Source organism: Halarchaeum salinum (assembly GCF_039520965.1).
Lineage (GTDB): Archaea > Halobacteriota > Halobacteria > Halobacteriales > Halobacteriaceae > Halarchaeum > Halarchaeum salinum.
Genome location: NZ_BAAABL010000008.1, coordinates 1 through 22,551, shown reverse-complemented (window position 1 = coordinate 22,551; position 22,551 = coordinate 1). Strand labels below are relative to the sequence as shown.

Sequence of the window (22,551 nt, the reverse complement as noted above, 5' to 3'; positions counted from 1 at the left end):
CGACTCGGGATTGTGATCTGTCCCTTCGAGGTAACCGTCGTGACTTCAGGGTCGTCAGTACTCATGGGCAGTTCTACGTAAGAATTCCTTACGTAGTGACTTGAACCCTCCGGTCAATTTGATCCCGGTGAGTGCCTCGTCGCTTGCTCTGAATCACGAGGTACCGAGAGAGTGCGTTGTTCCGCCGAACCCCTCACCTTTCCAGGAGCGACAAACCCGTCGTGCAGAGCGGCACCATCTTAACCAACACTTGGCGGTATTCCTGACTCAGTGTTGGTTAAGGAATACAGTCGGTATGTGGATAACCCCATAGGGTTTGCGTATGGAGTGAGAACCATAGGGTGACGGATAGCGTCCTACACCACAATCGCGGACTGGCGCGACGTCAGAGACGGCTACGTGGTGGCCATCACCATTCGACAGACCGAACACGGCGAATACCCGAGCGGACGGGACTACAGCCTCCACTTCGGCGAAGTCGGGGGCGACACCATCCTCCGCTACGATAACGCCCACGAACGCACGAAAGGCCACGAACGTCACACGCGCGACGACGTCGAGTACATCGACTTCCCCGGGATGCTCGAACTCTACGAGCGCGTCACGCGGGAAGTCGACGACCGCTCGTCGGCGTCGTGGGAGTGGTCACTCGAGTAGGACGCCATCCAGGGGGACCTATCATGCCCACACTCAAAGTCACGGTCGGCGAACGCGAGACGCTCGATGAACAGACACGGAACCGTCTCAAGGCCGCACAGGCCGGTGAGGACCTCGAGGACGTCCAGCCCACGCTCAACTTCGAGTCCTACGCCGAGCTCAGCCGACTCCTCAGCACGACGAACCTCGAACTCCTTGAGGCAATCGCGACACACCACCCCGAGAGTATCAGCGAAGCCGCCGAGCTCGTCGACCGAGACTACAAGCAAGTCCACACAAACTTGAACGAGCTCGCAGACCTCGGCGTCATCGAGTTCGAGAGCGAGGGGGCCGGCCATCCAAAGACGCCAACGCTCGCCTATGACGGCATCGAGATCGACATTCCCTTCGCCGACTCCTCGAACACCGTCGGCGCCGACGCACCCTGAGCGCGCACCACCGCTTCTTCACCGAGAGCGTATTTCCGCTCGCGTCGCGTTTTCACCTCATCGTCGTCGAGAGTCCTCGGTCGTGGCGCGCCGCCGGGAGTGGTGCGCCCGTTCGCTTGGTCTCCTCCTTGGGCACCGGCTCGCCACGATGCACCCCTCGCGTGGAGCGGCACCAGTCTTAACCAACACTTGGAGGTATCCTGGCCCAGTGTTGGTTAATTGAGGTGGTCTCCCTCCACCCGGTTAGCCGTCTCTGTGAACCCGTTCGTCGCGCTCGAAAAGGTCTGGAAGCATCTCTCGGGGCGACCAATCAACGCGGTCGTAGACGTCGCGCGTCCCCCCGCGGACGACATCCTCGGGTGGTGTGAGCGCATCGAAATCCGGAGCGTTCCGCCGCTCCGCCGCGTCGGCTTGCAACTCCTCACGCGGCTCCTTCATACCACTCTCAACGCACGGATACGGGATGAATATTCTCCCAGACGGAATATCCCGTCTACTTGAGGAAGTCGGGACGGTCGGTGTCGCGAGTCGTGGTCGCCTCGGGGTCGATCCCCAGCTCGCGGAGCTCCGCATCGGTCGGTTCGTGGCCGATCTCGCCCTTGTGGAGCGCGACTGCCTCATCGAGATTCTCGAGGGCGTCTACTCGTGACTTTCCTTGCGTCGTGACGCCGGTCTCGACGTCCGTCGCGATCCACCAATCGTCCTCCCGCCACAGCCGAATCTCCCCCGGACGCGTACTCTCGTTCGACGACCCAGCCATTATCGCCTAATTCGGCCGCTAACCGGTAACTATCCGGTGCTGTCAACCACCCGTTGTGCGGAACGACACCGTCTTAACCAACACATGGCGGTGTTCCTAGTTCAGTGTTGGTTAATCGAAGCGGCCCCCTCCACTGTTTCCGGAGTTAACTCACGTACAGTAGCGTCGTGTCAGGAGATGCGGTGGCAGATGATTTCGGTGCTTCCGCAGGCAGGGCATTCGTTAGTCGAAGGATCAACGGTCGCACCGCAGCGCCGGCACTCCACGACCTTCTCCGGTTGTGCTGTGGGCGAGAGCGCTCGTTTGAGTGCGCGAATCATGTGCTTAGGGTCCCTTGGGAGCGGGGACGCGGCCAGAGGAGGGGCTAGCCGATGTTGGAGCGTGTGACAGTGGGCGCGAAGCGCGCTCCCCCTCCTAGCTGGTTCGATGCACTCGAGGCAGATATAGTGCGGCGAACGCCGATGAGAGAGACTCCACCTGATTGTCTCTGATCCGGGTGAAATCCTCTTTTCTCGAGTAACCCGAGTGCTTTCTCGCTCTCTCTACAAAGTCGAGTTCCCGATGAGAAACACCACTCCCCACTGGAAACATCACTTCAGCCAGCCTCTTGGATTCGAACAGATCGCCGTTCTCCCATGGCACATACGTCGATCACGGTACATAGGTGCTCTCGAGTCACTCCATGTCAGACTACCTCTCTCAGATTATGCGGACATGGTGGGGGGACCGCTAACTCGTGCAATCTGGGGTACCCAAAACAGTCGCTATACAGGCTTCTGCGATAACGTACCTTCGTCATGCTGGCGCTCAACCCAGTTTCGTCTACAAAGGCAGTGAAACGACATTCCTGCTGTCGAGTGTTGATGACCAAATGCCACAGACTGGCAAAATGACGACCGCAGAGTTGACCCAAAGCCTAGTTGGCTACTGAGAGTGGTTTACTGCAGCACTGAGGTCGGCGACAAGATCGTGAAGCCGGTTATCTTCACGCAAAATGTCGAGAGTGGTTTCTAGATCGGTTTTCAACTCGAAGCGATAATGGTTGCCGCCCTGGATGCCCCGATTTCGTGATTCGGCGATGAGGAAGCCCTGCATTCCGAGAGATTGGAGATGATCGCGGACACGGCGTTCAACGAGCTGATTCGTATCTAGCCGGTCCGCTATCGATTTGTACTTTTGATAGACATAGCGGGTTCGTGTTGGGGTCTCTCCGGCAACTTCCAATGCGACAACGGAGAGGAGGGCGAGCTGATCCTGATTCGTTAACGAACGCATCCCTTCCTCGATTCGTTTGCGTTCGAGGATGTCGCGCGCTTCGCGGACATGCACTTCGGCAACGGAGTCCTGTTCGTTGTTCAATGCCAGTTCACCAGCCTTGTACAAGAGGCGAATCGCTTGTCGAGCGGATCCCTCATCTTGAGCGGCGAACGCTGCGCACAGGGGGATGACGTCCTCTGCAAGCACGCCGTCATAGAAGGCCTGGTCGGCACGGCGCTCAAGGATAGAGGTCAGCTGAGTCGCGTCATAGGGGGCGAACTCGATTTCACTATCGTAGAGCGAGTCTTTGACCTTCGGTGATAGGTTATCGCGGAACTCAAGGTCATTACTGATTCCGATGACGGAGATCCATTGGTCTTCGAGATGGCCGTTTTTGCGTGCGCGCGGGAGTTCGTAGAGCAGATCGTCGTTGCTCCCGATGCTGTCGATTTCGTCGATGACGATGATGATGGTCTTGTTGAGGTCATGTAGCTCCTCGTAGAGGAGGTCGAACATCGACTGTTGGTCGATCCCACTTGGCTTCGGCCCGGAGCCACGGATCTCCTTGATGAGATGGCCGGCGAGCTGATAGGAGGTTGATTGATTATTGGCGCTTGTCTTAACCACGCTAAGCTCAAGATCATCGGTGCTGGTGGCGTATTCGGCTAGGAGATCAAGTTCGTGGTCAATCGCGACCGTCTTTCCCTGGCCTGTTTTTCCATAGAGGAAGAGATTGTGTGCGTTCACCCCGCGTGTTGCTGGGGCGAGCGAATTTCGGATTTCTTCGAGTTCACTTGCTCGTTCGGGAAGCTCTGCTGGCTGCCAATCTTCCTTGAGAACGGACTCATCAGCGAAGATGTCGACGGCGCTCCCGTAGGGGTTGTTTGAGAGATCCGGCCCGTCGTCCATACTATCCACTTCTATGAATAACTATCAGATAAACCCTAGTGTCCAGTGTGTCCACTGTGTCCGCATAGTTAATTCACATAAGAACCCCCACCCCCCACCGTGTCCGCATAAATCTATACAAGAACCGTATCCGCCGCAATAGCGAATATATTTAGAGAAAAGACTATGATGCTAGGAGAATAACTAAACCCGTACCGCACTATTTCGTTCTATCTAGTTGATGGGGAAGGATACCCACTACCCTTTGCCAAAGATTATGCGGACACGGTGGGGTGTCCCCGTATTAGCCTTCCCGTATTCATATCCTGCTACGGGGAACAATAGTTTTCGACCGCTTCCCGCGTCTACACCGCTACTCCCCTCCCTTGAGGAGAGCATGCAGTCTCTAATTATGCGGACACGGTGGGGGAAGGGGAGCTCGCTAACTCGTGCAAGGTGGGGGGTTCCCTACTTTTAGCGCGCCGTCGATCCCTGTCTCAGAGATCGCCTCGCGAAGCGTACGTCGAGACACGTCTACTGAGACTCGCGGATTTTTGCACTGGAAGTCACACTCACCACTGGAAACACCACCCGGGGTAGTGGAACTGCAAACACCACTCTTGCCCTCACCTTAACCAACACTCCGCGCAATATAGCTCGTACTGTTGGTTAACGCGATGGCGCGCTCTCACAGACTCGTTATATCCTCGGGTGCCCCACCGACCAGCAGCACTCCGTCCCAGTCGTCGACGCGACTTTCTCACAGAGACTCACAAAATACGGGGTGCACCCCCAGATTTCACGAGTCTCCATCGTTGATCGGCTGACTCTCTCGCCCTTCGGACGGGATTTGAGGGCGCTACGGCCTCATATCCGGATGGTGGCGGCGTCGATAACTGTTTTCGGCGGGTAGTTACTCCAGTCTGTGACGGGTGAGAGCTCCGGAAACGGTGGAGGGGTGTGTCGGGCGACTTCTCGTGAAATCTGGGGGGTCCCCTACTGCAATTCTCGTAGTGTGACGACGATCTCGGCGTCGGCACTCCACTCGCGGAACACTCGTTCGAGATACGCTAGCGCTTCGTCCTCACTCGCGAAGACGCCGCGGTCGAGGATGTCCGCTACGAGCCGACTGGAAAGCGGGAGCCGACGGCGTTCGAGGGAACTGGCCAGGAGGCTCGGCAGCGCGCCGCGGTCTACGGGGCGCTCGACGCGAACTATTCGGGCGCGTTGCCGGAGACGAACCCTGGATCACTGCCGACGTCCATTGCGTCGCAGGGTCCGGTGTCGATTGCTGCGTATCGATATGCCGTGCATGGGGAATCACCTGCGCAGATCGCTAGCGAGATGGGGGTCGGACAGGACGAGGTCGTTGATCACATCCAGTCGGTCGTGAAGTAACTTCATACGCGAGCGCGCGTTTCGGTTGTGGGTGTGCAAGCGACACATCGTGGATTATTCCGACACTCCCCACACTGCATTGAAGGCATAGGTTCTTGTGACTGAGATCCTATTGTTGAATTGAGCGCGCTTGGTGCCGCGTGGAGCCTGTATGACCATGACCCGCAAGCCTTGCGGCGTAAGCCAATAGGCGTCGACGACGGACGTGGGTGCAGGAATTGCACCAGTTCTCCGATCACTAAATCTCCGCTAGTCGCTCGGCTAGCTCGTCGTATCCCTGCCTTCGTGCATATTCCACAACCGGGCGTACTGATCGATTGAACTCATCTGGTTCCCCGCCTCCCATCCAGCCTCGGAACCAACAGTGTACACGGCTGCTGACCGTATCCGCTCGCCGTTGCTTCACTGGCGCGATCATAACATTCGTGCTTCGGTTCACGAGCGCGTTATACGCTGCACCCCACTGATCGCTATACGCCTGCTTCGTGACCGGGGACTTCGGCGTGACCTCGCTACAGTGGCGTGGATGATTGATTTGGTGGGCGAGATGGCTTGCACACATGTCTGCGAGAAGCGCGGCCGGATAGTAGTACTCTGACTGAATACAGGTCGCCACGCTGGGTGGGGAGAGAGCAATCCCGGAGAAGGCACGTCCAAACCGCTCGGCCTTATCTTCTGCTCCGTCGAGGATAATGAGGGATTCCTTGACGGGGAGTTCTCGAGTTAGAACTGCAGACTGAACTGCCTCAACCCGTTCTGTCCCGGAGTTGTCCCGGCCGAGGTGTGTTGTCGCTACAAGCTTGTCTGTGTGTTCTTGTATTACTGCCTCGAAGAACCCGCGACTCTCTGCGTACTCAAGGTCGTGGGCCTTATCGCGGAACGGGAAGAAATCGTAGCCTTCAGCAGCACGATAAATCGTATCGAGGACCTCGAACTCCTCCTCTCGATCTGTCGCAACCGCGACCGTGACAGTAATATCTCCGATCGTGCTTGCGTCGATCGCAATTGAGCGATCATACGTGCGATCAGCAGCTCGGAACGGCTCCACGGATTATCACTCCCAAGACTTCGCGGTATCTTGGGGTTTCCGTTTACGGCTTTGCGTTGAGCAACTCTGTCCAGTACAGAAGTATCTTATGCTGAACAGGAACCTCAAAAAGCTACGTTCGAGTGGCGGGGTTGGTTGCGTTACGCAGGCCTACAGATCGCGGGGCTGGACCGTCTTCCGGTCGTTGGCCTCGGCACGCTCTGCGGCGTCGTCGAGCAGTTCGGCGACCTCTTCGTTGAGGGCGTCGTAGAAATCTGCCGAGACGTTGTGGTCCGAAAGTGCGTCCTTCACGGCTGCTTTGACGATTAGGTCAGACATTCCATCGCGGACTTCTCTTGTCCACCATATAAAGGTTCGAAGATTTTACGCCGAATCTCGTTCAGATACTGCCGATGGGTACTGTACCCACTGGAGCAAACTTATACGGGCTATTTACACTACTTCGATAACAACACCCATACGATGAGTGATTCCGATGATTCCCTCTTTGGACTATCTGAAGATACGCTCCGTGCGGCGACAGAGGCCCTCCCCTCACAGGAGGAAATGGAAGAACTGGTTGAAGCAGTCCGTCAGGGCCAGGAACGATTAGAGCGATCGAGACAACACGCAGAAGAATACATCAACCTCGGTCCACCTTGGGACTACGACCCAGCGGACTACTCTCCATGCGAAGAGGCTTCCTTCACAGCAATGAAGTGGACCTATGAAGGACGCGAATATCTCGAATCCACGGGGGACCCAAATTTAACCACTATCGCAGGACGTATCGAAGAGGGATCTACCTCGCTCGCTGAAGAACTAGATGACTCTGAAACCGAGTACCCATACAAAGGACTCCACCTGCTACTCTCCTCCCTTGATGGCCTGATCACCTGGCTCTGCGAGAACGACCCAGATATTGACCCTGACTTCTACAACGACGGCGGAAACCCCGTTTACTTCGGCGGACGAAAAAAATGTGCTCTGGAGAAATGGTACGATGAACACGCCATTTTCGGTGTCGAAGACGATGAGGGGGAGTCATTCAAACAACAATGGGACGACTTTTGGAATCACCGTCACCGAATAATGCACGGCTCACCCGACGCCTACTATGATGAAAATGTCGGCATAGCCACCCTATTCTTCGTCGGACTCACGGCTCACGTCGTAAATGAGAGATACGATCAGCTAAATCAGTAAAAGAAATCGTTTCCCAGAGACCATAGGCTCTTATTTCACCGCTGATATCCCCGAGTATGAGAAACGGCGTGGAAGAGACAGAAAATCAGGAGGAGTCAAATGAAGATTCAGACACCTCCTCAGAAGCTCGCCGCCACGCACTCGATGACGTTCGACGGGTACTCGATCAGGAACTCCAATCGCTAAACGATCTTACTCAGAAAGCCTGGCGAGTCGTACAATTCAATGGACTTGTCGCTACAGTTTTCGCAAGCCTCGTACCCACCCAATCCAGTCTAACTCAGATAACACCAATCTCAGGAATCCTACTTGGAGGAGCCGTTATCTCACTTGGCTATTCCACATACAGGGCCTTCCAAACACAACAACGAGAGAGTATCAGTACAGGCCCTGAAACCGATATGTTTCGAGCGGTAGCTAAACACGACTACGATGAAGTCGATTATCTTTCTCGTGCAATCAATATCCACTCAGACTGCTTTGATAAGGTACAGTCAAAAACAGAGGACAAGTCTGAAGATGTCGATAACGCACTCATCACATCGATCCTCGGCGTCATCCTTTTAGTGGCCGGGACGATACTCCTATTCATACTATGAGTGAGGAAGGCAACTCTGGTGACTCCGGATCCTCCGGAGACGGAGAAGCCCCCGACCTGGGGCAGTTCGGATCCAACGAGACATTCAAGGGCAGCGACAGCCCCGACAACACACGTTCCGACGACTCATCGGACGAATAGAATCGCTGGAGGCTGTTCTCGAGTTTTTGAATTCTGATTAGGAATGCGGCGTGTAGGCGAGGTCTGATTCGGGACATAGAACACTAAATACTGCTTTGAAAAACCCCTCCATAGAGTCGGCCCTCGGACTCTACCTTCACTTATCTAGGCCGATTAGCTGGGGGAGATACTTGCTTATTGAGATATTCTGTGGGGATATGCCCTTCCGCGGTCGTCGTGACGGTCGTCCGGTCGTCCCCGCCATAGTCGACGATGGAGAAGAAGTCACCTGTCCGGTATGCGGCGGGACGATGTACCCGCGATCGGCGCCGGGCAAGTCTCGACACTTCTACCACGTATCAGACGACGCCGGCCAGCGCTGCTCGAATGGCGGCGAGTCAGAGACCCATGAACGCGCAGTCGCCCGTGTTGAGGTCGCTCTGCATCAGCAATTCGGAGAAACCGCCCGCATCGAGACGGAGGTGGACGTCGACGTGGCCGAGGTGCCGACACCTGTGACCGAACGCCGGGCCGACGCACTCGCGACCTTTGACGATTGGAACCCTTATTTCGGGGAAGGCCTCGCCGTTGAGGTACAGCACAGTCACGAGGACAAGGACGTCCATCAGGTGACGCATGACTACTTGGCCGCTGGGTACTCGGTCGTCTGGATACGCGCGGCAACAGTCCTTCTCGATACGTTCAACTACGATACGATCGGTGCCGAATTTGAGCAAGACGACGGTTCCGGATACGCCCAACGAACGAGCAAAGCTAGCCGATTTACGAACTGCCAAGCGCTCCTCTACGACGGCGAACATGCGTGGGAGCGCGTGCCGCCCTATGCCCATCCCCGCGGACAGGATGACCTGATTACGTACGATATCTGTACTGCCCAGGGTTGCGAGCTACGCCGGCTTCACGAACCCGACGGCAGTTACACCTACACCGCGAGCGACGAGCACGGCCCCGACTTTCCCCCTGAAAGCGCTCAAGAACGCGATTGTCCGTGAGTACGACCGAGATCCGTTCTGGAAGTGGGCAGGAAGCCAGTACCATTCCGCACAGGTGGAGAAGCTGCTTGCGACACGACCTGAGATAGAGCGCTGTTGGGGGCCGAAGGGGTTTCACGAATGGGGGCGGCGAGAAACGCTCTGGACGAACCATTCCGACCAGCCGTTAATCGAACTCCGCGAGTGCATGTACTGTCCCGCTCGGTTAGTGACGAACCATCGAGGGCGATCTGGACACAGTACATTCTGTCTCTACGGTCGAGAGCCTGATCTCGACTGGGACGACGTGTATTTCCAAGCCAGCCCTCCCGAGTGCGATCACTATCTCTACGACGAGGATGCGATCGAAGATTACTGCCCCAAGTGCGGTGCGACGATGGAGACTCCCGAGACAACCCTCCGGGACCATACAAGTTGGATTCCGCCGTAAAAAGGTAGCCGGCCAATCAAGATGACCTACTCGATAAGCGAGGTAATCAACCATCTCTTCGAGGTTCATATTCGAAGAAGATCTGCCGAACGGTATAATTCCAGTTTGGCCTCAAGAACAGGGAATAGGAGATGGTGAACCGGGATTACTGTCGTTAACGAAGATCGTCGACAAGATCGCTTGCATCTCGAGTTTTCTGCTCAGGCATCTCCATATCATCGCGTTCGTACCGCATTGCCCAGTCTGTTCCAGTAGGGAGTTCTTCGCGGTCGCCGACGCCAATTGTAGCTGCCTCGCAATCCTCTTCACAGCCCCACGTAGACGACATATTCGTCTCCACATCGCGGAGACCGAGTCGAAGCGTACCCTCGGTCTTCCGTGCTACGTCCAGCGTGATCGCCAGGAACCGCCGCTGCATCAGGCCAGCGACAATCGCGTTCACCCCGATAACCGACGGATCCCTATCCTCTTCGGCTGGATCCTTCCCACCCTGCACGTAACCCCGCTCACCACGAAACTCCGGATGGTCGGCCTCCCAGTCGACATCGTCCTGGATCCAGACGCGCTGACACTCGAAACACGGCCAACCGGGTCCGGTGACCGCCGTTTCGACTTTCGCCTCTTTTTCTAGGACACCCTGATCGTCGGCGTGTAGAAGGCTTCCACCGTCAATAACTGGAATACAGTGAGCGCGAGCGAGCACGTCCAGAACCTGTCGGGGGCGAGCGGCGTCAACTCCGGACATGATAAGATCACAATCCAGGAGATCAGGGACAGCCGCATACTCGGGGTTTTGATCGACGACACTCCCGTCGACGACCCGCGTCTCAAAATTCTCAGCTGTCGCACTTCGACGGGCAACGCGTTCGGCGACCTCGGTCTTGAGGCGGTCTTGCCGAACGTCTATCCGCCGGGCACCCTGTGCGCGGTTGAAGTTCGCGCTCTCGAGATGGTCGAAGTCTACGAACACGAGTTCACCAACGCCTAGACGAGCTAAGTGTTCTGCAAGAATCGACCCGACGCCACCACAGCCCACGACGCCGACGCGAAGGTTGGCTAACCGTGCCTGGCCGTCTGCCCCCCAGAGCTGGATCGTGGAGTCCTGCTCAGCACTAGCAACACCTACACTATCGGCATCGGCATCTCGCCAGCCGGTTGGACGAACTTCCAAAGCGGGTTCGTCAGTGGCTGGACCGACAACGCGAACGTGGTCAGCGCGCGTTACCTCCGGCCCGTCGCTGGGGTCGCGCGTGGGTTCGTAGACACGCATCGACCAGTCGCCAGCATCATTAGTGATGGCAGCAGCGAACGGAGCGCCGCCGGGGAGACGATCCCGGTCGTTCTCGTAGACGCGAGCCGCCGACGCGGTATCGGTACCGCTCTCACGAACGCCGCCGGGTTGAGTATGAATCCGAATGAGCCCGCCACCACGGCTGCGGGCACGTTCGATTGCGCGCTCATGGTAGGCTTCACTGAATTCGTAGCCGACGATCGAGTCGTCGCTCGATACGTCGCCATTAGAGCTACTCCCAAACAACGACCCGATTGAACGGCTTTCTGACCGATCTCCCCAAGCTGTCCCCTTCAGCTCGAGGTCGTCACTGGATTCAGGGTGGACCACGTCTTCGACAATGTAACTCGCACGATAGTTGCCCGTACTCTTTGCGAGAACGGCGAACGCACCACGCTCGCCCATGCCGTAGAAAGGGTGGCCTTCACTCGGAAAGAGCACCTTCATCAAATCCTCGTGGATGTCTCGGGGAAACACGAGGTGGACCTCGTCGGCGTCGGCTGCCGTCAGCCAATCTGCTGCTGTACCCTGAGGCATAGTCAGTCCTCCTTTTCGAAGCGAGACCGTACGACCTCAGGAGCTTTCCGGAGGTCAGCGGGTTCAGTCCACGAGAAGTCCTCCCAGCGGTAACTCCAAAGGGCGACTTCGTCGACGTCGAGAGCCTCACGTGCCGGACGCCCCTTGGCATGGTCGCGATGCACGCTGTCGACCTCCTGACCGTCGTGCTTCGTGACGTAGGGGTACGTCACGATTCCATAGGGCCGTCGACCGTTCGGGAAATCGGTCGGAATTCGGAGGATAGCGAGGACTTCTTCCTGGTCGAAAACGTCGTTGACGTGGGCAGGATTGACAGTCCCGATACTGACCCATGCCCAGTCGCCTTCGACCGCGATGAGTTCGGCTTCAGGCTGCTCGTCCTGCAGTTCGGAGAGAGCATCGCGACACCTTTCGCTGAGGTGATTGCGGAGGTCCGCGCGATCAGCGTCTTCCGTTGTCTCGCCCTCACTCATACGCGATCTTCCCCCCATCGCTGGTCGACTCGAAGAACGTTCGGTTCATTTCGCCGAGGTCCAGATCCCGATCAGCCGGGAACGCCTGGTCTTCTTGACGGTTGCCGAGAAGGCCGTCCAGCGGGAAAAGCCCGAGTTCGTCGGGATCCTTCTTGCCGGCGTCCAGCAGGATGGTTTCGACGGATACCGAACTGTCGTCGTATCGGTCAACAAACTGCTGATTGACGTACACGACATGGCCAATGGTGCTGAACTCCAGAGGTTCGACAGTGTCCGCGAGGTTCTCCAGGCGCTCCGTGAGGTTGTCGAACTTCTGAAGGAGGCTGGTGTTGCCATCGGGAACCTCCTGTCGAATGTCCCTCGCACGCTCACGCTCTGCGCTGACGATAGTCTTCGTGCCCACGAGCGCGTCGGTATCGTGGGGGTCGGCGTCGTCGGCCCAGGTTTCGATGGCTCCGATCGCCTCCTTCATATGTGATAGTCGACGGAAGACTTCGACCGGGACGTCGTCCTCAATAGCCTCGATGGCGGACTGTACCGGGTTGACCTTGCCGGCAACTTTCTTCGTGGTAGTCGTACTGTGCTCGTCTGCGGAGTCGGCGGGAGTGTTGCGTTCACTCATGGTTGTGGGTCGTCGCGCTTAGCCCGGCGACGTGGGGCCGACCGAAATGATACATTCGCCGCTGTGAACAGATCTATGAATGGGCCGAGACCACGCGGTCAGTCAGTACCCGTCAGGGATCCGCTCGGTGGGCGAACATCCGTGGAGGTCACTGCCGGATACCCCGACTCTCTCGTCGGTCTTGGTGGGTTCCCGCCGTCCCCCTGCCGCAGAATTGCGGTGATCGGGGGATGCCTACGTAGCGGTGGGTAACCAGCCCAGGAACGTGTAGCCGACCCCCACTGAAAAGGGTTTTGCTGAGTGGAACTATACTTGCCCCTTTCTCGTATCAGGCATATATGAACCGTGGGGTAGGGGTTTTCGAACTGGCAATTTCCACTTTCACTCCGCTGGGAATAGCTTTTTAAATAGGGATATTCATCGATACAGAGATGTCAACCGCGGGTCGAAAACCAGCGCCTTAGCTGCTGAACGTTGCGGTTTGGTGGGTAGCAATAGAGCCCCCACCGCTACGTAGGCAGGCATCCATATGGCATAGGTGCTAATAAGACTGTCGGCCGCCCCTACGCAGTCTTGCGATTTCCACTCGAAATCATAGGGGGTTCGCTATACTTAAACTGTATTTTCCAGCGAAAGTGAACCGTCAAACACTGCTTTAGTCCCCCGGTTTGTGAGCAGTGAGTACGAGAAGCTGACATCAAACTGATTCCGCTGAAAATTCGATCTGATCTCCTACCTCTTCAAGAGCCTCTGTAGCAATATCCCCTAACTCGCCAGCTTCAATATGCGAGTAGCGCTCTCGGACCATCTCTTCAGAGTTATCGAGATACCGGGCCGCCACCGTGTATCCAAACGCGCGGACAAGTACCTCCCCCATCCCACGTCGACCACCGTGCGGAGCAAGATAATCGTGTTTCGGATGGTCGATATCGATCTCTGCGGTCTCCGAGAGCCGTTGGAGAACCGACCGTGCTCCGTCCGTCGTGATCGACGTCGGTCGAATGTCCTCATCGAGCGCCAGCAGGAGGTCACGGGCGTATTCGTCACGCCGCTCAGTAATTGCTTCTGGGCGTTCCCCTCGGTCGGCTAGCTCTTCCCGGACGAGGTCTGCGAGCGTCCGTTGGTCGAACGTCGGAAACACCGGCCAGCGATCCGTGGGTGGGTCCATCAGCTGGCGGTAGCTCCGGAGCGGAGAAATCACTGGATCGGGGAGACTCGCAGCGTCCCACTGCTGTTTCTTCCGGTAGACGTCCATACTGCCGTCGTCGAGGGAGAGGTCCTCCCAGCGGACGCCGCGCCGGCGCGGGTCGTTCGGATCGCGGAGGAGTTCGCCGACGCGGACGGCGGTGTACGCGAGGACGAACACCAGCGCCCGGTCACGAGCCGCCTTCAGCGCCGCATAGCGCACTCGCTGTTTGTGGAGGGGAAATCCTCCGGGAGTGTCGTGTACGTCTCGACGGCGTCGCGGGCCAGTCGTCGACGTGCCAGGTGAGGCCGTGGCGCTGCTCGGACGTCCCCGACGATGGCTTTCAGCGCGTCGAACTCCCCACGCACGTACTCGTCGTTAGTGGGGTCGCCGTCGCGCCAGGTGACTGTCCGGAGTGCGCCGTAGCCGATCGTCGGCGCACGGCGGGCCGTCGTCGCGACGTCCCTCAGGACGCCCCACCCTACAGGGGCGACAAAAACCACAGCGGGGGAGACGAGTAGCGATTCCGATATACTTTGTGTAACCCATCTCCACCTGGGCTATCTAAGGTAGCTAACTTAGCTTAGCTACCTACTCTATTTCTTAATAGTGCTCTACAGGTGGAGCGGGCCGAGTGCCTTGGGACTTGACCCGAGGTGGTTCACACAGCCCGTGTTGCGGTATTCTTTCGTGGGGAGTCAGCAGTTTGGCGAGGTCGGAGGCTCGACGGCACAGCCGGCTGTGCACTTACGTGCTGAACAACCGGGAGAGCAAGCCACCCGACTCGTCTTCGTCACCGTTCACAGATGTGTGGTTGTCTGCCGTCGTATCGGCTCTGCCGGTTTCGGCTGGGTCGTCCAGTAGGTCTGTGACGGAATAGCCGACCCATTCGGCGAACTCCTCGGGTGCGCCGATGTAGACGCTCGACCCGGATTTATCGGACATGAAGCGCTTCGGGAGGCGTTTCTCGTAGTCAAAGACCTCGTACTCGTCGCGTTCGAAGTTCGCCGTCATCGCGTCTGGTTCGGACTCGAACGTGACGCGGCCACCCCGGATGTCGCGCTGCCACTTCAGCCGTCCTGTGTCGTACGTCTTCTCTGCGGGCTCGTCCGCAGGGAAGTAGTCGGGTTTCTCGCGGTCCGCCTCGGCGTAGAAGTCACAGAAGATGCGGCGGACGTCCTCGACGGTGCCGCTCCCGTCCGCCCATGGCTGTTCGGTGAGCATTCGGCGGGCGACGTAGCTGAAGATCGGGTTCTGGCGGTCGAGGACGTCGCTGAGGTCTTCTTGGGCGTCGTGGAAGCCTGGGTCTTCGGGGTTGGAGGGGAAGGAGACGTCCATCGTGAGGATCTTCATGCGATTTCGGAACTCGGATTTCGGCAGGTTGTCGTTCGTCGTGAAGATGAGGCAGGGCTGATCAACGCTCGTCGGTGTCCAATCACCCCAGTAGTTTCGGATTGGGCTCCAGTTCTCGATTTTGTTCTTCTCGGCGTCGATGATGGCGTAGGGGAAGGCTGTGTCCCACTGGCGGATTCCCCGTATTTCTTTGACGCCGACGTCGTCGGCGTCGACGCCTGAGACGACGGTGTTGTCGGAGATGAGGCGGAGGATGTATTCGGTGAGTTTGTCTTTGCCGGCGTCGCTGTTGCCGACGATGTAGAGATGTTGGAGGACGTTATCGAGGGTGCGTGATGGTGAGGAGAGGGCGTCAGCGTATTGGTTGGCGAATGGCGCCCAGAACCCGTAGAGGAACGCCTCGTACATTTGTGCCATCACTGCCTGCTCGGATTGCGTGTGGCCGTGGTCGTCGACCGTCTCGATATATGACTCGATGGTGTCGAGACAGTGGTTGAGGACTTCGGGTGTTGGATCGTCGGTGGCGACGAGGATCATCTCGTCGTCCTCGCCGATGACGACCTGCTCGGCCTCGGGCAGGATGGACATCGAGGGGATGGCCGTGGATTCCTTCACTTGGTTGTTGTAGGCGCTGAGCGGCGCGGTAATGCTGTGGTCTTCGACGGTTGCGCCACGATCACGGAGACCGGTCCCGAACTCGTCGGCTGTGTCTTTGTCGACTTTGCTTGTGCCCATGCGGATTTTCTCGTCTGGTGCGCGGACTCGCGGCCGGTCGAGTGTCTCTGTTAGGTCGGTTTCGTTGTCCGACTCGACAAGCCCGACATCCGGCTCCGCATCACCGTCTTCGGTTTCGCTGTCTGTGTCGTCTGCGCCGTCGGGTTCGACGACCGTCCGGTCGGCGTTTTCGGGTTCCTCGATGAATGCGACTGTCTTATCAGCCTCTGTAGGGTCGTCGACGACAGCGGTGACGCGGTCGGCGATCGCCGTCACGTCCTCGACGGCGTCCTGATTCAGGGCGGCGGTGTCGCTGACGTCAAGGTCGCCTGCGCCCACCCAGTACTCGATGCGGTTCTCGCGCTCTTCGGGCGAGTCAGCCTCCTCCAAGGCCTCAACAAGTCCGTCGAGGAGCGTCTGGTCGCTGTATCCCTCCCGGTATTCGGCGATGAACTGCTCGAACTCCTGATCAAGTTCCGTCCCAAGGTCGGTGGTGAAGACCGAGATCTGGTTGGTGTGGTACTCCCAGGAGTTCCGTGAGAGGTTCGCCGACCCCTGCACGAGTTTCACCGTGTCGTCGGGCATGACGATCCGGTAGATCTTCGAGTGGACCGTCTTCTGGTTCTTCAGCCGGATGGTCAGCCGGTCGTCCTGGCGGAGACGAACGAGTTCGCGCGCCGTCGCAACCTCATTCACGCGGTCGGCGTAGTCGTCAGCGTTCCCGATCAGGACGTCGAGTGAGTCGATGTTGTAGTCGGTCAGCATTCGAACCATCAACTCGGGTGTCTCCGCGTAGGTGACGGCGTCAACGTGGCGTGCCCCCTCGAACAACTCAAGGAAGTCACTCCGGTCTTTCACCATCGCCAGCCGATAGCTCGCCGCCCCCGACCCGTAGAACTCCGGCATATCAGCAAACCGATCGAAGGACACGTTCGCAGTCAACTCATCCATACCATCGTTTGTGACTGCGAACTGAAAAGTATATGCCGGAGACAAAGAAATCGCTCACAACAGTGTTCCACTTTCAGAAAGTGAACGATCTGTGAACTACCCCGCCTCACTCAGCGCTCTGTGCCTTCGTATCTGGTGGTCCGCTTGGAAGTTCGGAGATGGACAGGTCCACGCGGCGGAGGAGCTGTGCGTTGATCGCGACGATGACTGTACTCAACGACATCAGGAGGGCCCCCACGGCAGGGGACAGTAGAATTCCGACCGGTGCCAACACGCCTGCTGCGAGCGGAATCGCGAAGACGTTGTAGCCGGCCGCCCAGACGATGTTCTCCTGCATCTTCCGGTAGCTCGCCCTGCTGAGCTTAACCAGCCGAACGACATCCATGGGGTTGTTCTGGACGAGGATGACGTCCGCCGACTGGACCGCAACGTCGGTGCCACTCCCGATTGCGATGCCGACGTTGGCTCGCGTCAGCGCCGGCGCGTCGTTTACACCGTCGCCGACCATCCCCACGAGCTTCCCTTGGTCTTGGAGTTCCTGGACTTTCTTGTCCTTATCTTGGGGGAGGACCTCCGCGAACACCGTGTCGATGCCCAGTTCGTCGGCGACCGCGTCGGCAACGTCCTGAGAGTCGCCGGTTAGCATCGCTACCTCGATGCCTAGCTCGTGGAGGGCGTTGATGACGGTGTAGCTCTCCTTACGGATCACGTCGGCCATTGCGAACGCGGCGATCAACTCTCCCTCGCGAACAAGATACACCACGGTCTGGGCGTTCTCACCGGCCTCGTCAGCGAAGCGCTGGAGATGGTCGGGAATTTCGCTATCGAGTTGGGCCAACAGGTTCGGCCCGCCGACATACACCTCGTTGCCGTCGACGTTTGCGCGAACTCCTCGGCCTTTGATCGCCTCGAAGGCGGTCGCGTCGGGAGTAGTTAGGTCTCGCTCGTCGGCGGCCTCGCGGATGGCCCGCGCGATCATGTGCTCGGAGTCGCTCTCAACGGCCGCCGCCAGCCGGAGCGCGTCATCCTCGCTGACGCCGTCGACGGTCGCCATATCCACGACGCCGTGCTCGCCCTCGGTGAGTGTTCCCGTCTTGTCGAAGATGATGGCGTCCAGATTCCGTGCGTCCTCCATCGCGATGTGATCGCGGACGAGCATCCCGTTCCGAGCCGCGAGCGACGTGTTGATCGCGACGACGAGCGGGATGGCGAGCCCGAGGGCGTGTGGGCAGGCGATGACGAGCACCGTCACGACGCGCTCGATAACCATCGCGTCGAACGAGACGGCGACCGTCCACGCAATCGCCGTCACGACCGCCGCCCCGAGCGCGACGTAGAACAGCCAGCCGGCCGCACGGTCGGCCAGCATCTGTGTCTTGGACTTGCTTTGCTGGGCTTCCTCGACGAGCCGCATGATGCCGGCGAGCGTCGTCTCCTCACCCGTCGCCCCAACGCGGACACGGAGACTCCCGTCGCCGTTGATGGTGCCGCCGATGACCTCGTCACCAGGCTCCTTCGAGACAGGCTTGGACTCACCGGTGATCATCGACTCGTTGACGTCCGAACCGCCCTCCTCGACGACGCCGTCGGCGGGCACGCTCGCACCCGGCCGGACGAGCACGAGATCGCCCTCGGAGAGGTTACTGACAGGGACTTCCTCGGTCTCGCCGTCGTCGGTGATTCGTTCCGCCGTGTCGGGCATTAGCTTCGCCAGTTCGTCGACGGCGCTCGAGGCCCGGCGGACCGACCGCATCTCGATCCAGTGCCCCAGCAACATAATGTCGATCAGCGTGGCGAGCTCCCAGAAGAACGCCGACTGCGTGGGGAAGACCACGCTCGCGAGACTGTAGACGAACGCGACCGAGATGGCCATCGAGATGAGCGTCATCATCCCCGGCGCACGGTCTTTTAGTTCTGGGAGTGCCATCTGGAGGAACGGGACCCCACCGTACGCGAAGACGATGACCGCGAAGACGGGGTTGATCCACTCGCTCCCCGGGAATATAGGGACGGAGAACCCAATCCACTCCTGTAGCATTTCACTGTACAGGAGGACGGGAATCGACAGAAGTGTCGAGACGAAGAAGCGACGCCGGAACATCTGCTCGTGACCTTCGTGCATCCCGCCATGCCCCTCACCGTGGCCCTCGTGGGCACCGTGCCCTTGGTGTCCGGCGTGCTCGTGCTGCTCGTGGGTCGCCGTCTCACCTGCCGCAGCAGGGTGAGCCTCCTCCTCCAGTAACTCCTGCTCTACTCGGTGCTCGTCAGATTCAGCGGCCGCTTCATCGTGGTCGCCGTGTTCGTGCTGGTGACTGGTGGTTTCCTGCTGGTCCTCTCCTCCCGGGGAATTCTCATTTGCGTCTTTATTGTCGTCCATAGTTCATGTTCTCTTTAGAGGTGGATTCGCTGGCTTCCTGAATGTTCGGGCCCTGAAGCCGTGAGTCAGGGCCAGTGTGGGTAAACGCCGAAGACAACGGTTAGTCGTCGTCTCGAAGCGACCCGTGCTATCCGCAGCTCACGATACTCAGGCGTGAGCGGTGTATCCTGCGTCTTCGACGGCCTCCACGAGAGCTGTGACATCTGCCTCACCATCGACGCTCGCTTGGTCACTCTCCCTGTCGACGGTCACGGAAGTCACGCCAGAGACCTCTTCAAGGGCCTCTTCGACCGTTTGCTCACAGTGACCGCACGACATTCCTTCCACGGTAATGGTCGTCATACAGCGGGACATACAGTCACCTCTCTTTAGCGGATTTCCCCTTTGATCAGACTGGTCTCTTGGGGGTCAAACTTTAGATTCAAAGTGAGATTTGTGGCCGCAACGATCCAAATCTCAGATTCCCCAGCTGTCGATGGCAGGAAGACTCAGGTATCGTTGTGGCGCTCCCTATACGTCTTCGCCGCTAACAAGACATATAGTGCTCCGATAGCCCGAATACCCGAGCGGAATCGCTCATTCCATTCTATCGACTTTGGACGCTCGTACAGGAACGCGGTGGCAAATCTCCGATACAGATCTGGGAACAGGAGGACGATGGCGCCGAACACACCGGTAAGATTCATTAGACACGCGTATGCTCGCCCGTTAAGGAGAGAAATCGCAGCTATCAGAACGCCCTCCGACCGGATAGCTGAACGGACCCACCCTCTCACTGTTCCCTCGCTTGGATTCGCAATCGCGAGTCTCTCGAAGAGCGTGACGATTTTGTCCGGGAACAGTGCTGAGAGAGCGCCGAGGACACCCACGAGTGTTCGAATCATACGATATGGTACGACTGATCCTGAATAAATTTGGCTTCCAATTCCCTCTACCCAGGAGTCACGGGGGCATATTCACTATTGCAATTTCCTTCAAACCAGGTGGCGAGACGGATTCCCCGCTCCACCGCGGGCGGGGAGGAAGCCGACACTTGCTTCCAGTTCCGAAATTTGAAGATTCTGGCATCCCAAATCACGGGTGTTGTCGGCGGCCAACAGCTGTCGCCGGTCATGGGCCGCAGTCAACCGGCCCCGAACTCAGGGATGCCGACCCGTGAACCCCCGGAAGCCCTTCGGGTACGATGCGGTGAGTCCACTGAGAAGCCTCGGCGTGTAGAGTGACTTCGACGTCGACCCCAACGGCACATCGTGTTTGACGGCCTCGTCTGCCGTTGGATGTTCCTCGATATCCTGAATCGCCGCCAAGTCATCTTCATACATCGGCACTGGGGGGAGATACGCGGCCGCCGCTCGCCACCCCGACAACGATGAGGAACAGGTGCGGAAGACTACCAGCACATCGAGGCAGCCGACCGCACCAACCAGGCAACTGAGGCGCTCTCACAAACGGATTAGCGAGCCCGAAGCGGGGAACCTGAAGGGGAGAACGAGTCATTTTGACCGACGAATGGCCGGATCATCGCCCTTCGAACGCGACGTGATGCAGGCCGCCACTTGGTGCAGGGACGTAGAACGCTTCGTTGGTTCCGACCGAGATTTGTGAGGCCACGTGGCCGACCGACGAATGGTGCGTGGAGATCTCTAGCGACGACCGCTCGAGGACCACCAGTCCTGCATCGCGTCCAGCCACCATCAGTGCGTCTTCAGTGAAGACTGGCTGGGTGTAACTCCCGCCAGTCTTGACGGTTGTCAGTTCGTCCCCGGTTTCGGTATCGAAGACACGCGCTTGATCGCCTTGGCCGGCATTTACCGCGACCTGTTCGCCCGCAATTGCGGGCCGGGCGTACCCCTTTTCGGGGAGCGAGTGCCGCCACTCGACCATTCCGTCGGCTGCGCTCACACACACCAGCTCCTGGGCGTTGGTGACCGCGTACAGCAGGCCGTTGGAGATGGCGGGCGGCGTGTCGAACGCACTTGGATCGTTCAGCGTCCATTCAGTGCCGCCGGATTGGAGGTCCAGACTCAGGCTTCCTGGCTCAACCGCTGTCCGGTACGTCACGTAGGCGAACGAGTCGTCGGCGCAGACACCAACCACGGAGTTGTCAGGGTCCTCGCTCCATAGTGTCTCACCAGCCTCAAGGTCGTAAGCGGTCACACCGTCGCCAGGGACGAGCAATGTCGACCCAGACAGCACGGGCGAGCATTCGGGCCGGGTCCCGCCTTTGACTGGTATCGTCCCGACCTGCTCGCCCGTCTCTAGATCCAGGACGTAGGTGCTGCCGTTGGAAGTGGCCGCGATGACAAGTCCGCAGGCGATGACGGGAGTAGTGCTTACTCCCGTCTCCTCCGGTAGCGAGGACGTCCACTGACGCTCGCCGGTCGTCCGGTCGTGTGCGGCCAGGCCATTCGCTGTCGGCGTGATGGCGTGGCTGCCGGCCAGGACTGGCGCTTCGGACGCTGTGTCCAGCGGGTTGGTTCCACCCACGTTGACGACGCCGACGGTCGCATTTGTTTCTACGGGGACCGGACGGTCGACGAAGGACGCACCAGTTCGGGTGGCGGACCGCTGACCCCAGAGCGGGGTGGTAGTCGCCGGTTCACAGCCCTTCTCGAGTTTGTAGCCGGTCTTTACGGCTGTGGAGCAGCCGGTGAGAGTGGCGGCCAGGCCCGCACCGAGACTGGTTAAGATATCGCGGCGTTTCATTCGATAATAAATCTAGCTCTCGTATTGTAGAGTTAACGGCGTGGAGAGCGTCTGGCTGTCGGTCCAACTGCTCACATTGTACTGGCAGCCAGTCTGGGCAAGATTATCGCCCACAGAGGCGTAGTCCTTGGATTTCATGACGCTGGCGACACTCGATTGAAGGATGTCCTCATCTGTATTGGTGTCACCCGGTTCCCATTTGATTCTAACGTTGTCGTTCAGTGACCCAGTGTTATCAGTCCGTTGGACCTTTGGGGGGTTGTAGCTGATTTCGATGGCTGCGCCGGTGTAAGAGACTGAGGCGGTCACCGTCGTATCCCCAGTACGATCTCCACTAGGAGCCCACTTAGTGAGGTTTGTGCCACCGGGTTCGTAGTTCCGCCCCCAGTAATGCCGAACTGAGGCTGAGTCCCAGGTATAGTCACTGTCGTATGCCCTGGTCCCTGGCTCGAACACAGCATCGACCGTTGCTGCGAACACGTCGTAGTTCCAGTCGATCACATCGGCAGCCGGATAATCTCGACCTCTAAGCGCCGAATCTCTGCGAACTGTGACCAGA

General features: G+C 58.5%; 19 protein-coding genes and 2 pseudogenes. 5 read left to right on the top strand and 16 right to left on the bottom strand.

The genetic code is table 11. The features are described from left to right. Positions 1-348: 348 nt before the first annotated feature. The gene (locus tag ABDZ36_RS00660; protein ID WP_211313410.1) at positions 349-657 is read left to right on the top strand and encodes a toxin-antitoxin system TumE family protein; all 309 of its coding nucleotides are present in this window, start codon (positions 349-351) and stop codon (positions 655-657) included. Between the two features lie 23 nt (positions 658-680). After that, positions 681-1,085, top strand: coding sequence for an HVO_A0114 family putative DNA-binding protein (locus ABDZ36_RS00655; protein ID WP_211313409.1), 405 nt, complete (start codon positions 681-683; stop codon positions 1,083-1,085). A gap of 243 nt (positions 1,086-1,328) precedes the next feature. On the opposite strand, the gene ABDZ36_RS00650 is transcribed toward ABDZ36_RS00655, so the two are convergent. The 5 genes from ABDZ36_RS00650 to ABDZ36_RS00630 all read right to left on the bottom strand — a co-directional run bounded on the left by ABDZ36_RS00650 (position 1,329) and on the right by ABDZ36_RS00630 (position 6,754). Further along, positions 1,329-1,523: a hypothetical protein gene (locus ABDZ36_RS00650; RefSeq protein WP_211313408.1), complete on the bottom strand. Its 195-nt coding sequence runs from the start codon at positions 1,521-1,523 to the stop codon at positions 1,329-1,331. A 55-nt stretch (positions 1,524-1,578) separates the two neighbouring features. Further along, the gene (locus ABDZ36_RS00645) at positions 1,579-1,845 is read right to left on the bottom strand and encodes a type II toxin-antitoxin system HicB family antitoxin (protein ID WP_211313407.1); all 267 of its coding nucleotides are present in this window, start codon (positions 1,843-1,845) and stop codon (positions 1,579-1,581) included. Between the two features lie 924 nt (positions 1,846-2,769). Further along, a complete protein-coding gene (locus tag ABDZ36_RS00640) occupies positions 2,770-4,011 on the bottom strand; it encodes a Cdc6/Cdc18 family protein (RefSeq protein WP_211313406.1) in 1,242 nt (413 codons plus the stop codon). Between the two features lie 1,615 nt (positions 4,012-5,626). Beyond that, entirely contained in the window at positions 5,627-6,436 is an 810-nt protein-coding gene (locus ABDZ36_RS00635; protein ID WP_211313405.1) for a hypothetical protein, read from the bottom strand. Positions 6,437-6,586: 150 nt separating this feature from the next. Then, on the bottom strand, positions 6,587-6,754 hold the full coding sequence (locus tag ABDZ36_RS00630; protein WP_004048632.1) for a DNA-binding protein: 168 nt from the start codon (positions 6,752-6,754) through the stop codon (positions 6,587-6,589). Positions 6,755-6,898: 144 nt separating this feature from the next. Between ABDZ36_RS00630 and ABDZ36_RS00625 the strand changes: the two genes are divergently transcribed. The 3 genes from ABDZ36_RS00625 (at position 6,899) to ABDZ36_RS00615 (ending at position 9,352) form a co-directional block, all read left to right on the top strand. Next, on the top strand, positions 6,899-7,621 hold the full coding sequence (locus tag ABDZ36_RS00625; RefSeq protein ID WP_211313404.1) for a hypothetical protein: 723 nt from the start codon (positions 6,899-6,901) through the stop codon (positions 7,619-7,621). A gap of 56 nt (positions 7,622-7,677) precedes the next feature. Then, on the top strand, positions 7,678-8,220 hold the full coding sequence (locus ABDZ36_RS00620; protein WP_211313403.1) for a hypothetical protein: 543 nt from the start codon (positions 7,678-7,680) through the stop codon (positions 8,218-8,220). Positions 8,221-8,557: 337 nt separating this feature from the next. After that, the gene (locus ABDZ36_RS00615; RefSeq protein WP_211313402.1) at positions 8,558-9,352 is read left to right on the top strand and encodes a competence protein CoiA; all 795 of its coding nucleotides are present in this window, start codon (positions 8,558-8,560) and stop codon (positions 9,350-9,352) included. A 584-nt stretch (positions 9,353-9,936) separates the two neighbouring features. Here ABDZ36_RS00615 and ABDZ36_RS00610 read toward each other — a convergent pair. The 11 genes and pseudogenes from ABDZ36_RS00610 to ABDZ36_RS00560 all read right to left on the bottom strand — a co-directional run. Then, complete coding sequence (locus tag ABDZ36_RS00610) at positions 9,937-11,610, bottom strand: ThiF family adenylyltransferase (protein ID WP_211313401.1); 1,674 nt, start codon at positions 11,608-11,610, stop codon at positions 9,937-9,939. A 2-nt stretch (positions 11,611-11,612) separates the two neighbouring features. Continuing rightward, entirely contained in the window at positions 11,613-12,083 is a 471-nt protein-coding gene (locus ABDZ36_RS00605) for a hypothetical protein (protein WP_211313400.1), read from the bottom strand. Further along, complete coding sequence (locus tag ABDZ36_RS00600) at positions 12,076-12,705, bottom strand: hypothetical protein (RefSeq protein WP_211313399.1); 630 nt, start codon at positions 12,703-12,705, stop codon at positions 12,076-12,078. The genes ABDZ36_RS00605 and ABDZ36_RS00600 overlap by 8 nt, the downstream gene beginning before the upstream one ends. Positions 12,706-13,402: 697 nt before the next feature. Next, positions 13,403-14,219: pseudogene (locus ABDZ36_RS00595) on the bottom strand (site-specific integrase); the annotation flags it as partial. A gap of 55 nt (positions 14,220-14,274) precedes the next feature. Further along, positions 14,275-14,394: pseudogene (locus ABDZ36_RS00590) on the bottom strand (hypothetical protein); the annotation flags it as partial. Between the two features lie 244 nt (positions 14,395-14,638). Next, complete coding sequence (locus tag ABDZ36_RS00585) at positions 14,639-16,909, bottom strand: phospholipase D-like domain-containing protein (protein ID WP_211313398.1); 2,271 nt, start codon at positions 16,907-16,909, stop codon at positions 14,639-14,641. Between the two features lie 106 nt (positions 16,910-17,015). Continuing rightward, positions 17,016-19,286, bottom strand: coding sequence for a copper-translocating P-type ATPase (locus tag ABDZ36_RS00580; RefSeq protein WP_211313397.1), 2,271 nt, complete (start codon positions 19,284-19,286; stop codon positions 17,016-17,018). Between the two features lie 147 nt (positions 19,287-19,433). Next, on the bottom strand, positions 19,434-19,628 hold the full coding sequence (locus ABDZ36_RS00575) for a CopZ family metallochaperone (RefSeq protein ID WP_211313396.1): 195 nt from the start codon (positions 19,626-19,628) through the stop codon (positions 19,434-19,436). A 146-nt stretch (positions 19,629-19,774) separates the two neighbouring features. Further along, a complete protein-coding gene (locus ABDZ36_RS00570) occupies positions 19,775-20,170 on the bottom strand; it encodes a hypothetical protein (protein WP_211313395.1) in 396 nt (131 codons plus the stop codon). A 634-nt stretch (positions 20,171-20,804) separates the two neighbouring features. After that, positions 20,805-21,992: an outer membrane protein assembly factor BamB family protein gene (locus tag ABDZ36_RS00565; RefSeq protein ID WP_211313394.1), complete on the bottom strand. Its 1,188-nt coding sequence runs from the start codon at positions 21,990-21,992 to the stop codon at positions 20,805-20,807. A 12-nt stretch (positions 21,993-22,004) separates the two neighbouring features. Further along, positions 22,005-22,551, bottom strand: a 547-nt coding sequence (locus ABDZ36_RS00560) for a hypothetical protein (protein WP_343749146.1), incomplete at its 5' end; no start/stop codon positions are given.

Bases quoted from the DNA above. Each gene is read 5' to 3' on its own strand.
- ABDZ36_RS00655 (WP_211313409.1), top strand. From the start codon at position 681: ATGCCCACACTCAAAGTCACGGTCGGCGAACGCGAGACGCTCGATGAA.
- ABDZ36_RS00650 (WP_211313408.1), bottom strand. From the start codon at position 1,523: ATGAAGGAGCCGCGTGAGGAGTTGCAAGCCGACGCGGCGGAGCGGCGG.
- ABDZ36_RS00645 (WP_211313407.1), bottom strand. From the start codon at position 1,845: ATGGCTGGGTCGTCGAACGAGAGTACGCGTCCGGGGGAGATTCGGCTG.
- ABDZ36_RS00640 (WP_211313406.1), bottom strand. From the start codon at position 4,011: ATGGACGACGGGCCGGATCTCTCAAACAACCCCTACGGGAGCGCCGTC.
- ABDZ36_RS00630 (WP_004048632.1), bottom strand. From the start codon at position 6,754: ATGTCTGACCTAATCGTCAAAGCAGCCGTGAAGGACGCACTTTCGGAC.
- ABDZ36_RS00625 (WP_211313404.1), top strand. From the start codon at position 6,899: ATGAGTGATTCCGATGATTCCCTCTTTGGACTATCTGAAGATACGCTC.
- ABDZ36_RS00620 (WP_211313403.1), top strand. From the start codon at position 7,678: ATGAGAAACGGCGTGGAAGAGACAGAAAATCAGGAGGAGTCAAATGAA.
- ABDZ36_RS00615 (WP_211313402.1), top strand. From the start codon at position 8,558: ATGCCCTTCCGCGGTCGTCGTGACGGTCGTCCGGTCGTCCCCGCCATA.
- ABDZ36_RS00610 (WP_211313401.1), bottom strand. From the start codon at position 11,610: ATGCCTCAGGGTACAGCAGCAGATTGGCTGACGGCAGCCGACGCCGAC.
- ABDZ36_RS00605 (WP_211313400.1), bottom strand. From the start codon at position 12,083: ATGAGTGAGGGCGAGACAACGGAAGACGCTGATCGCGCGGACCTCCGC.
- ABDZ36_RS00600 (WP_211313399.1), bottom strand. From the start codon at position 12,705: ATGAGTGAACGCAACACTCCCGCCGACTCCGCAGACGAGCACAGTACG.
- ABDZ36_RS00585 (WP_211313398.1), bottom strand. From the start codon at position 16,909: ATGGATGAGTTGACTGCGAACGTGTCCTTCGATCGGTTTGCTGATATG.
- ABDZ36_RS00580 (WP_211313397.1), bottom strand. From the start codon at position 19,286: ATGGACGACAATAAAGACGCAAATGAGAATTCCCCGGGAGGAGAGGAC.
- ABDZ36_RS00575 (WP_211313396.1), bottom strand. From the start codon at position 19,628: ATGACGACCATTACCGTGGAAGGAATGTCGTGCGGTCACTGTGAGCAA.
- ABDZ36_RS00570 (WP_211313395.1), bottom strand. From the start codon at position 20,170: ATGATTCGAACACTCGTGGGTGTCCTCGGCGCTCTCTCAGCACTGTTC.
- ABDZ36_RS00565 (WP_211313394.1), bottom strand. From the start codon at position 21,992: ATGAAACGCCGCGATATCTTAACCAGTCTCGGTGCGGGCCTGGCCGCC.